Genomic DNA, 10,754 nt, shown 5'->3' on the forward strand with positions numbered 1-10,754 from the left:
TGCTTGGTGACAATAGCGTTTTGGACCCACCTGACTCCATGCCGAACTCAGTAGTGAAACGAAACAGCGCCGATGATAGTGTAGCATTTGCTATGTGAAAGTAGGACATTACCAGGCTTCAAATTGTAGAGAGCCCGACTAGAAATAGTCGGGCTTTTTTACGTCTGCAGAAAAGTAAAATACGCGCAATTAACACACTCACATCAACACCTATCACGTAGGTCGGGCGAGCACAGCGACTCAAGACACAAAGAGAGTGTAGCATTTCACTGTGACTCTCCACCGCTGTGGGCACTACGACATCACAAGGCTTAAAATTGTAGAGAGCATGACTAGAAATAGTCGGTTTTTTTACGTCTGCAGAAAATGAAATGTGCGAATTAACACACTCATAGCAACACCATCACGTAGGTCGGGCGAGCGTAGCGACTCCCGACACAAAGAGAGTGTAGCATTTCACTGTGACTCTCTACCGCTGTGGGCACTACGACATTACCAGGCTTCAAATTGTAGAGACCCGTTACAGCAATGTGACGGGTTTTTTGCTATCTGGGATTTAATAAATAGCCAAGAGCCCAAACCGCACTCAGCAGTGAAACAAAACAGCTCGAAGGCGAGTCCCGCGGAAGGTCTCCCTGACACAAAGAGAGTGTAGCATTTCACTGTGGCTCTCCACCGCTGTGGGCACTACGACATCCTACTGCGTAGCGCACCGACCTCACATTGTAGAGAGCCCGACTAGAAATAGTCGGGCTTTTTTACATCTCCAGAAAAGTGAAATATGGGGGAGTAACGGACATTACATACTCGATTCTTTTCTAATTTATCTAAATGTACAAGTTGAGCGGAAAAGCTCATTATTCCAGTACTAAAGTTAATAACCAAATTTAAAGGCTATTTAAAATAGTCCATAAGCTTGGGTTTCTTCACTTTCAGATTCTTCTAGTTGAGCTGGTTTAAATATTACGCTTGGATCAATTAATACACTATGCTTTTGGGGGAGCTTGATTAATCCTAGCATCATATTTTTAGTTTGTGGGTCTAGATCAAAACCAACCTCAGTGAGCTTATCCAGTGGCTTTATGTCTTCTTTTTTATAGTCGATATTATCTTCAACCTTATCTACTAATAAACCAACATGTGGATTTAGTCCGTCTTTGGTGGTGAAAACAATAATAGGTTTATAGTCTAAGGTTATTTGCTCTTTAGCGGATTCAAATAAACGCTCAAGCTGAATTAGACTACTGCGCTTAATTTTGTCGAGCAGAGCTGATGTGTGTTTATGATCACTTTGATTATGGGCTACTATAGCTGCTTTTGCTGTCTCTAGTAATGATTGGAAGGGCTCGTCAAGCCGAGACATTGTTAATTTTAAGTCTTCATTGTCGGTGTTGAATTCTTTGTAAAATAAAACAAAATCTTGTAGTTCGGCGTCATTATTTGAAATAGAAGCCGAGCTATTTAATAAGTTGCTTTGAAGGGTATTAAACCAGTTTAATAGTTTGTCTTGCCATATTCTTAGTTGCTTTAGTACATGCGCATTACTTTGTTCAGTTGAGATATTATTTAAAATAATACCTAAATCAAAAACAGGTGTTGGTATATCCATATAATCTTTAACACCAATAAAGCTTTTATTATTGTTGGGTAAAGTTGTTAGATTATTGTCAAAGCGCTCTGTTAATAAAATATCGAGTATTTTAAGTGAAATTGTTTTGCAGCCCACTTTAAAGTTTATTAATTCCATGCCTTTATCTTAATTTACCTATTAATGTTTTAAGGATAGAACAAATTAAATAAATAGCTTAAAGATGGATAAAATTTAACAGAGATAGGGCAACTAGAAATTATTAGATGGTACTTGTGAGGTTTTTTATGGCACGTATAAATTGATTCTCAAGCTGTTTTTTTCCTAATAAACCTAAGTGTTGAATCACTTTTTCATTACTTTCATTTTGAAGTACTAACTTTATTAAAAGTTGTTTATCCGACTCTGTTAATCGAGATATATAAGAAGGTGACTGGCTCAGTAACTGCCAAAGAGTTGCAGAGATACTAAATTGAGTGAAGTTACTTTTAGTGAGCAGCGCTAATCGCTCGTGAGTCTCTAGGCTTATTAACTCGTCGCTAAATCCTTCAATTATAATATTCACGAGTTGCCAATCTAGTGTTCTAAAGTGTGTTAAAAGAGCATAAAAGAAATCGTTTTTAAACTGCTTTTTTAGGGGTTGGAGAATTGTACTTTTGTCACTCAAGCATTTAACCACAAGCGCCGAATGTTCAGCGGTGCTTTTATCGCGTTGATAACCTAATTTTACAGTATCAAACCCTAGGTTTTGCCAAAAATTAAGTAACTGCGCTGTTGCGCCAAAGCTTGCACCAAGCCAACTACATTGGCTTTTTACCTGCGACTCGCAATAACTAAGTAACTTTTTACCAAGTCCTATATTGTGGGAACTCGGATCAATCGCTATTCGTACAACTCGAGCGCTCAGTTGTGTTAAACAGTCATTATTAAAGCTAAGTTGTGAGAGTGCTTGCGCCATTAAATGTCCTTGCGGACGGCGCTCTCCACTTATAACCTGTAGGGCAAGTTCTTCACTCAAACCACCTTCTATGGCGATTAAGCATACGCCAACTAATTGATTATTAATTTTGCTAATAAATAGTCTTTGCGATGGTGCGTCTAGTAGTTGGCGTAAGTCGTTGACACTACTTTGATAGTGAGCCAGTGCAAGTAGGGCAATAACTTGTTGCAGTAAAGGCTCATTGTTTACAAGGGATTGCTGAGTTACTTCGCTATGAATTGGCTGCTCTAATTCATCACTACTTGACTCTATATATTCTGCATCGAGTGCAAGTAAGGTGCGAATGTGCTTCTCGAGGGGATCGTGTTTAGCAAAACGCAGTGGCTCATCAAGCGTTACAACTTTAGAGGCTTTATAGTGCGCTTTAATATAGTTACTAAAGCGAATGGTATAACCCCTACCATTGCCTTCATACCCAACCAGAGTGCTCGCAAATACTATACGAGGGTAATGAGCTAGCATTTGTAGTAATAACGGAACAGGGATTGCTGCAGCTTCATCAACGAGTAGTAAATCGCACTCAGGTAGTGTGTTTAATAACGCATCAGGTGCAACGTAGTGCAAGTTGGCGAGCTGTTTATGTTCAGCGTTGTATTGAAGGCTTAACTCTTGGGCTAAATGTTTAAAGCTGCTATGGGTCGCTTTAAACTGAGTACTGCAAATAATTACTTTTTTATCAGTTAGTTTTGCCGCGGCTAAGCCAAGTGCTGCCGACTTACCTCTGCCTCTATCAGCATTAATAAGTAAAGGCCTGTTGGCACGACCGTTGGCTACTTTTACTATTTGATCAACGCAGTTTTGCTGTGGTTGATAATCAATTTTATTATGAGCTACATAGCTGGCGTTATGATTAATACAGCCACTTTTTTCACTCAAATGAAAAGCGGGTAACGGTTTAATAATATTTGCGAAACGCTGATTAAATATGCTGTAGTCAATGCTCTGACCGTGTGATTGCACTGTACTTAATGCGGGATCTTGCCAAGAGGCTAAATCATCTAGTTCAGGCAGTAATAAAAACAGTATACCGCCTGCTTTAACGGTGCCGGCAAGTGCTGCAAGTTTATCAGGGTGCAAACCACTAAAACCATCGTAAACAGCATGAGCAAATTCTTGCCCTAAAATTTGGTGTGTGCGAGTAGGCCAGTACGAATTTTTAATCGCGCACTGCTTTGATACAACAAGTGTATTGTTTTCATCTATTAATGAGTTAAGTATTTCATAACACCAAGCTGGGCTGCCCGTGATCAACACTAGCTGACGATGATACGCGCCAGCTAATTGTTGCTCTAACTCATTTAGGTGTGCTTTATACCGCTTGTAATCGTGCATAGGCCGTTACTAACCATTTGCTACCAAGGTCGTCAAAGTTAACTTGTACGCGAGATTGTGCGCCACTACCTTCATAATTCAGTACAGTACCAATACCAAACTTAGCATGCAGTACGCGTTGTCCTAAGTTAAAGCCACTGTCTTCAAATGCGGCATGGCTAACTGATGCGCTAAAACGCCCAGCGGCAGGCGGGCGAGAAACCTGTGTTTTAATACGGATTTCTTCTACGCAGTCTTCAGGGATTTCGCGTAAAAAGCGAGATGGGCTATGGTATTTTTCTTGCCCGTATAAACGGCGACTCTCAGCATGGCTAATGTATAACTTATCCATTGCTCGTGTCATGCCTACATAACAAAGGCGGCGCTCTTCTTCTAAGCGACCCGACTCTTCGTTGCTTTGCTGAGAAGGGAACATGCCTTCTTCTACGCCTACCATAAACACTAGCGGAAACTCTAAGCCTTTAGCTGAGTGAAGCGTCATCATTTGTACGGCGTCTTCGTGTTCTTCTGCTTGTCCTTCACCTGACTCAAGTGACGTATGGGCTAAAAAGCCTTGTAAAGGTGAGCTGTACTCTTCGTCTTCAGGCAGCTCATACTGATCACAAGCGCTAATTAGCTCTTCTAAGTTTTCTACGCGAGCACGGCCTTTTTCACCTTTTTCGGCTTGGTACATTGCCATCAAGCCTGAGGTTTGAATTGTGTACTTGGCTTGCTCATGCAAAGTTAGGTCGCTAATTTTATCTTCTATTTGTTCAACGAGTTCTACAAACTTACTTACTGCACCAGAAGCACGACCAGATAAATGCTGTTGTTCTACAATTGCTTTTGCGGCATACCAAAGCGGTAACGATTCTGCTCGTGCACAATCGCGTATATGGCTCAATGTTTTATCGCCAATACCGCGTGCTGGCGTATTAATTACACGCTCAAACGCGGCATCGTCTTGACGATTACCTACTAGGCGTAAGTACGACAACGCATCTTTAATTTCTTGTCGTTCGAAGAATCGCATACCCCCATAAATACGGTATTTTAAGCCTTCTTGCAGCATGGCCTCCTCGAGTACACGAGATTGCGCGTTACTACGGTATAAAATTGCGGCATCTTGTAGGGCATTACCTGCATTTAACCAGCTTCGTAGTTTGCTACTTACAAAGCGTGCTTCGTCTAACTCATTAAATGCCGCATAAATAGAAATTGGCTCGCCATCGTTACCGTCGGTCCATAAGCTTTTACCCATACGCTCTGAGTTATTTTGAATTAATGCATTAGACGCTTTCAAAATAGTTGCTGTTGAACGGTAGTTTTGTTCAAGACGAATGGTTTCTGCGCTAAAGTCAGTTAAAAATCGTTTAATATTTTCGATTTTAGCACCGCGCCAACCGTAAATACTTTGGTCATCGTCGCCTACAATCATGATACTGCTTGTATCGCCTGCAAGTAACTTTAACCAAGCATATTGAATGGTATTTGTATCTTGGAACTCGTCTACGAGCATATGTGCAAAGCGTTGCTGATAATGACGCAGTAACGTTGGGTTATTTTTTAACACTTCGTAGCTGCGTAGTAATATTTCGGCAAAATCTACTAGGCCTGCTCTATCACAGGCCTCTTGGTAGGCGGCGTAAACACGCAGCATCATTTGCTCGTTAATATCGTATGCTTGAATATCTTTAGGGCGAAGTGCTTCATCTTTTTTAGCGCTGATGTACCAGCCAAATTGTTTGGCGGGCCATTTTTTATCATCGATATTCATCGATTTTAATAAGCGCTTGATCATCCGAAGTTGATCGTCAGAGTCTAAAATTTGAAAGGCTTCTGGTAAGTTAGCTTCACGGTGATGAGCACGTAAAATACGATGCGACAAACCATGGAACGTACCAATCCACATACCACCTACAGGGGCTTTTAGTGTTTCTTCAACGCGGCTGCGCATTTCTTTAGCCGCTTTATTAGTAAAGGTTACGGCAAAAATACTGTAAGCAGATGCTTGCTCAACTTGCATAAGCCACGCAATACGATGAACTAACACTCGTGTTTTACCAGACCCAGCACCTGCTAATACCAGCATGTTTTGTAGTGGGGCTGCAACGGCATCGCGTTGTTTGTCATTTAAGCCATCGAGTAATTGTGAAACGTCCATCGTTACGCCTTTTTAATCAATATTGTGGGCAGTATAACAGGTGTTTTTGTTAGGCTAAATAAAATACTGTTTTTATAAACAGCTATTTATAAAATAGCCTTAAAAACGAGTAACTTGATAATTTTTTGAACAAACAAAAAAGCGTAAACGCACAATAAAAATTGCTAATTTGACCTAAAGTTAGCAAAATTTACTAACTCTCTAAATCTAGACTAATTTAACTATTTGATTTGTAAGCTTTAATAAATTGGCATAGAGTGTGTAAGTAAATAATTATAAAATCAAATAAATACAGAGGTTAGTATGGCAGATCAAGGTTCTGGCGGTAACGTAATCGCAGCATTATGTAATATATTTTTTCCTGGTTTAGGGCAGTTAGTGCAAGGGCGTATTTTAGCGGCTATATTTTTTGCACTCGCTATTATAATAAGTTACGCACTAATTTATGTGCTTGTAGGTTTTGTACTAGTGCCTATTATTTACTTATGGTCGATTATTGACGCAGCGCGTTATAGATCGCGAAGTTAACTGCTTTAAAGTTGAATAAAATAGCGCCCTTGTGGCGCTATTTTACTTTATATGTCCTGTGGTTTGCGGGCGTTTACGTATATAATTACGCAATTAAAGATTTACAGGCAAATCCTATGGAGTATCAATTTATTCGCGACCCTATTAGTGGGCTACGTATTAAAATAAGTAGTGAACACGCTATTATTGGTCGCTGGCTAAACGAAGAAATAGGCAAAGACAAAGTAGCTATGGTGCAAGCGCTTATTGCATCGGTGAGCTCAAGCTATGAGCCGTTAACGCTAAAAGGCCAAGAAATAGATTTAATATTAACCAAAGACGAAGCATTATTTGAAGCCCATGCGCTTCATCAAGACAGTGAAGACCTAATAGCGTATCAAGATGACGATTTAGCGCTTGAAGAAAATGGTTTAAGTAGTGGTTGTGGCTTTGAAGATTTCATTGATTTAATTGATTCATGGGCTGAATTTAGCGGCTCAAAGTAAACTACATATTAAGATAGTGCTGATGCGTTAAGCTTCCTTTATCTGTACTATTACACTAATCAAAAACGACAGGAATGAATATGTCTGCCAATTTAAACAAGCTAGTAGTTATGCTAGAAATGCAAAACGCCATGAACACTAAAGTACATGAGCAATGGTTTACTCAAGGATTCGAATGGTACCGCGCTATTTGGGTTGAGTGCGCTGAAATGCTGGATCATCATGGTTGGAAATGGTGGAAAAAACAAACACCAGATACTGAACAAGTTATTTTAGAGTTGGTTGATATTTTTCATTTTGGTCTATCGCTTAGAATTGACGGCAAAACTAGCTACGAAGACTTAGCAAAGCAACTTGAAGCTGAGCTTAGTAATGCTCAACAAGCGGATGACTTTAAACAAACGCTAGAAATATTAGCGGCTTCCGCCGTTGCAGATAAAACGTTTAATGCCGCTGCCTTTGCCGGCTGTATGGCGCAAATGGGTATGGATATTGATGATTTATATCGCGGCTACGTAGGTAAAAACACGTTAAACTTTTTCCGTCAAGATCATGGCTACAAAGACGGTAGCTACATTAAAGAGTGGAACGGGCAAGAAGATAACGAGCATTTAGTTGAAGTAGTTAAAAGCCTTGATACAGAACATGCAGATTTTGCAAAGTTAGTGTACCAAGGCCTTGAAGCGCGTTACCCAAAAATCTAGCCCACGTAAACTGAGTTAAATAATCTTACGATAGTCGGTAACACTCAGGTAATCGGCTATTTCGTTATGTGGTTGTTGGCTATCAGGGTTAGCAACTGCAAGTAAGTGCTCGATGCCGTATTCTCGTGCGGCATTTAATACCGGCACACTGTCATCTACAAACAAAGTGCGCTGCTTATTAAACCCTAAGTCTTTTTGTACTTGGTGCCACAAACTTTGCTGCTCTTTACTTACTCCATATTCATGAGTAGACACTACACCATCTAGGTAGTTATCAATCGCTGTATGCTCAAATTTCAGCATGACACTCTCAGGGTGGGCGTTGGTAAGCAAAATTAACTCTTTGCCTGCTTTTTTAAGCTCGGTTAAAAAATGAGGTACATCTTCGCGCATTTTAATTAAATGCTGAGACTCTCGTTTAAGTTCCATTATAGGCAAGCTTAATTGCTGCTCCCAATAATCTAAACAATACCACTGTATTTGACCGCTCACAGCTTGATAGCGTTTTAAAATATCTGCTTTAGCTGCATCTAGGCTAATGCCTCTAGCTAATGCGTGTTGCGCAGGGATAACGTTAAGCCAAAAATGACTGTCGTAATGTAAATCGAGTAATGTTCCATCCATGTCGAGCAAAACGGTATCGATTTTTGACCAATTTAACATAGGAATTTCAACTTATAAGGTTTATTATTGAACTAACTGCCATGATAGCAAATTAACGCCAATGACACAGAAAAAGCACCCAACACCACCACAAATCCTCAGTAACAATGTTGTTGCTAAAAGTCGCCTGTTTACTGTGGAGTCTTTAGAGTTAAAGTTTTCTAATAACGAAGAGCGCCAGTATGAGCGAATTCGCGGCGGTGGCCGGGGAGCAGTGATGATTGTTCCGTTAAGTGCAGATAATGAGTTACTACTTGTACGTGAATACTGTGCGGGCACAAACAATTACCAGTTAGGTTTTCCTAAAGGCTTAATTGATCCGGGCGAAACGCCAGAGCAAGCTGCTAACAGAGAACTTAAAGAAGAAATTGGCTTTGGTGCTGAGTATTTTAAACCATTAAGAACAGTAACAATGGCGCCGAGTTACTTTAATGCCACTATGCATATTTTATTTGCTAAGCAATTATACCCTCAAACCCTTATTGGTGACGAACCAGAGCCGCTAGTTGTTGTTAAGTGGCCATTAACTCAGTGGCAGTCATTATTAGACCAAGAAGATTTTACCGAAGCACGCAGTGTTGCAGCTTTGCTATTATTAGATAAGTATTTAGCGTCTGGAGCTGCCGATGAATAAATTAATCGAACCGTGCATTGAATTAGCTGAGCGTGCTGGCGATGCAATTATGGCCATTTATAAAAAAGGCGATATTGGCCAACAAGAGAAATCAGATAATACGCCTGTTACCAAAGCTGATCTAGCAGCAAATGACGTACTTGTTGCTGGATTAAAAGCACTTGCACCCGATATCCCAATTATGTCGGAAGAAACACCTATACCAGCACTCGCCGACAGACAAGATTGGCAGCGTTATTGGTTGCTCGATCCGATGGATGGTACAGGCGAATTTATTTTAGAAAGTGGCGATTTTGCAGTAAATATTGCATTGATTGAAAATAATCACCCAGTGCTTGGTGTTATTCATTGGCCTGCAAAAGGTGTGACTTATTTTGCTACAGCTAAAAATGGTGCCTTTAAACGTGAAAACTCAATTGATAAGCAAATATCTGTAGCGCCGCCAGAGAACTTGACGCTTGCTGTGAGCCGCCGCCAAAAAATAGAAGCGGTGAGTCAGTATTTAAATAGTCAGTTTACAACGATTGCTATTGGTTCGTGCTCATTAAAAGCTTGTACTGTTGCAGAAGGCAAAGCAGATTGTTTTTTAAGAATTGGTCCAACGGGAGAGTGGGATACAGGTGCTTCACAAGTTATTGTTGAAGAAGCCGGTGGTTGTATTACCGATGCCGAATTTAATCCGCTAACGTACAACCAACGTGAGAGTACTGAGAACCCTGACTTTATAGTGATGGGACATCCAGACTGGGAATGGCAAAAAATGATTAATCCGCATCAAAGGTTGAGCGCAGAATAGCAATTTGATTGCTTTTTGTTCGGTTGAACAACTTTAATTAGTTTAGGCCTTGCATTAAATGTTTATTCCTATATAGTAGCGCTCTCTTCAAGGCAGGCTCGTAAATATTACGAAAATGTTTTAAAGAAATTACAGGCGCGGGATGGAGCAGTCTGGTAGCTCGTCGGGCTCATAACCCGAAGGTCGTCGGTTCAAATCCGGCTCCCGCAACCAATTTCCTTAGGGATTGAGGTTACTGTAAACTCTAACTTAAGAGATAAAATAAAGTAGTCGATAGACTTAAAATATACAGGCGCGGGATGGAGCAGTCTGGTAGCTCGTCGGGCTCATAACCCGAAGGTCGTCGGTTCAAATCCGGCTCCCGCAACCAATTCTTTAATTGGAAGCCAAGTTGTAATGTAAGCAACTTTAAATAAGTCTACAAATTTCAGGCGCGGGATGGAGCAGTCTGGTAGCTCGTCGGGCTCATAACCCGAAGGTCGTCGGTTCAAATCCGGCTCCCGCAACCACTGAAATAAATAAGAATGAAACGACACGCTTAAAGCGTGTTTTTTTATGTCTAAAATTTGGTGTGTATATTGTGGCTCATAACCCGAAGGTCGTCGGTTCACCTTTTATAAGTTCAGGCTCCCGCAACCACTGAAATAAATAAGAATGAAACGACACGCTTAAAGCGTGTTTTTTTATGTCTAAAATTTAGTGTGTATATTGTGGCTCATAACCCGAAGGTCGTCGGTTCACCTTTTATAAGTTCAAGCTCCCGCAACCACTGAAATAAATAAGAATGAAACGACACGCTTAAAGCGTGTTTTTTTATGTCTAAAATTTAGTGTGTATATTGTGGCTCATAACCCGAAGGTCGTCGGTTCACCTTTTATAAG

General features: G+C 40.5%; 9 protein-coding genes, 3 tRNA genes and 1 rRNA gene. 9 read left to right on the forward strand and 4 right to left on the reverse strand.

Annotation, left to right across the window (positions count from 1 at the left end):
- Positions 1-2 precede the first annotated feature (2 nt).
- A 5S ribosomal RNA gene (gene rrf, locus H5126_RS02385) occupies positions 3-117 on the forward strand.
- A gap of 781 nt (positions 118-898) precedes the next feature.
- Here rrf and H5126_RS02390 read toward each other — a convergent pair.
- The 3 genes from H5126_RS02390 to uvrD form a co-directional block, all read right to left on the reverse strand.
- Positions 899-1,747, reverse strand: coding sequence for a chemotaxis protein (locus H5126_RS02390; RefSeq protein ID WP_182720346.1), 849 nt, complete (start codon positions 1,745-1,747; stop codon positions 899-901).
- A gap of 103 nt (positions 1,748-1,850) precedes the next feature.
- Positions 1,851-3,920 carry a GNAT family N-acetyltransferase gene (locus H5126_RS02395; protein WP_182720347.1) on the reverse strand — a complete coding sequence of 690 codons (2,070 nt, stop codon included), beginning with the start codon at positions 3,918-3,920 and terminating at the stop codon, positions 1,851-1,853.
- On the reverse strand, positions 3,898-6,063 hold the full coding sequence (gene uvrD / locus H5126_RS02400; protein WP_002963007.1) for a DNA helicase II: 2,166 nt from the start codon (positions 6,061-6,063) through the stop codon (positions 3,898-3,900). Before uvrD ends, H5126_RS02395 begins: the two co-directional genes overlap by 23 nt.
- A 303-nt stretch (positions 6,064-6,366) precedes the next feature.
- On the opposite strand from uvrD, the gene H5126_RS02405 reads away from it, so the two are divergent.
- The 3 genes from H5126_RS02405 to H5126_RS02415 all read left to right on the forward strand — a co-directional run bounded on the left by H5126_RS02405 (position 6,367) and on the right by H5126_RS02415 (position 7,780).
- Positions 6,367-6,591 (forward strand): hypothetical protein, encoded by a 225-nt coding sequence (locus H5126_RS02405; protein WP_002963009.1) that lies wholly within the window; start codon positions 6,367-6,369, stop codon positions 6,589-6,591.
- 116 nt (positions 6,592-6,707) lie between these two features.
- Complete coding sequence (locus H5126_RS02410; RefSeq protein WP_002963010.1) at positions 6,708-7,076, forward strand: YacL family protein; 369 nt, start codon at positions 6,708-6,710, stop codon at positions 7,074-7,076.
- Positions 7,077-7,156: 80 nt separating this feature from the next.
- Positions 7,157-7,780: a dUTP diphosphatase gene (locus tag H5126_RS02415; RefSeq protein WP_002963012.1), complete on the forward strand. Its 624-nt coding sequence runs from the start codon at positions 7,157-7,159 to the stop codon at positions 7,778-7,780.
- Positions 7,781-7,795: 15 nt separating this feature from the next.
- On the opposite strand, the gene yrfG is transcribed toward H5126_RS02415, so the two are convergent.
- Positions 7,796-8,443 carry a GMP/IMP nucleotidase gene (gene yrfG, locus H5126_RS02420; RefSeq protein ID WP_007378908.1) on the reverse strand — a complete coding sequence of 216 codons (648 nt, stop codon included), beginning with the start codon at positions 8,441-8,443 and terminating at the stop codon, positions 7,796-7,798.
- A gap of 61 nt (positions 8,444-8,504) precedes the next feature.
- Between yrfG and nudE the strand changes: the two genes are divergently transcribed.
- The 5 genes from nudE (at position 8,505) to H5126_RS02445 (ending at position 10,382) form a co-directional block, all read left to right on the forward strand.
- Complete coding sequence (gene nudE, locus H5126_RS02425) at positions 8,505-9,077, forward strand: ADP compounds hydrolase NudE (RefSeq protein ID WP_154903622.1); 573 nt, start codon at positions 8,505-8,507, stop codon at positions 9,075-9,077.
- Positions 9,070-9,873, forward strand: coding sequence for a 3'(2'),5'-bisphosphate nucleotidase CysQ (gene cysQ / locus H5126_RS02430; protein WP_149593735.1), 804 nt, complete (start codon positions 9,070-9,072; stop codon positions 9,871-9,873). Before nudE ends, cysQ begins: the two co-directional genes overlap by 8 nt.
- A gap of 136 nt (positions 9,874-10,009) precedes the next feature.
- Positions 10,010-10,086, forward strand: a tRNA-Met gene (locus H5126_RS02435).
- Positions 10,087-10,166: 80 nt separating this feature from the next.
- Positions 10,167-10,243: transfer RNA gene (locus H5126_RS02440), tRNA-Met, on the forward strand.
- A 62-nt stretch (positions 10,244-10,305) separates the two neighbouring features.
- Positions 10,306-10,382 (forward strand) — tRNA-Met (locus H5126_RS02445).
- Positions 10,383-10,754: the final 372 nt, after the last annotated feature.

The sequence above is a fragment of the Pseudoalteromonas sp. SG45-3 genome (assembly GCF_014164075.1).
GTDB lineage: Bacteria > Pseudomonadota > Gammaproteobacteria > Enterobacterales > Alteromonadaceae > Pseudoalteromonas > Pseudoalteromonas distincta.

Excerpts from the sequence above, each read along its gene's own strand:
- H5126_RS02410 (WP_002963010.1), top strand. The coding sequence starts at position 6,708 with ATGGAGTATCAATTTATTCGCGACCCTATTAGTGGGCTACGTATTAAA.
- H5126_RS02395 (WP_182720347.1), bottom strand. The coding sequence starts at position 3,920 with ATGCACGATTACAAGCGGTATAAAGCACACCTAAATGAGTTAGAGCAA.
- nudE (WP_154903622.1), top strand. The coding sequence starts at position 8,505 with ATGACACAGAAAAAGCACCCAACACCACCACAAATCCTCAGTAACAAT.
- yrfG (WP_007378908.1), bottom strand. The coding sequence starts at position 8,443 with ATGTTAAATTGGTCAAAAATCGATACCGTTTTGCTCGACATGGATGGA.
- uvrD (WP_002963007.1), bottom strand. The coding sequence starts at position 6,063 with ATGGACGTTTCACAATTACTCGATGGCTTAAATGACAAACAACGCGAT.
- H5126_RS02390 (WP_182720346.1), bottom strand. The coding sequence starts at position 1,747 with ATGGAATTAATAAACTTTAAAGTGGGCTGCAAAACAATTTCACTTAAA.
- H5126_RS02415 (WP_002963012.1), top strand. The coding sequence starts at position 7,157 with ATGTCTGCCAATTTAAACAAGCTAGTAGTTATGCTAGAAATGCAAAAC.
- H5126_RS02405 (WP_002963009.1), top strand. The coding sequence starts at position 6,367 with ATGGCAGATCAAGGTTCTGGCGGTAACGTAATCGCAGCATTATGTAAT.
- cysQ (WP_149593735.1), top strand. The coding sequence starts at position 9,070 with ATGAATAAATTAATCGAACCGTGCATTGAATTAGCTGAGCGTGCTGGC.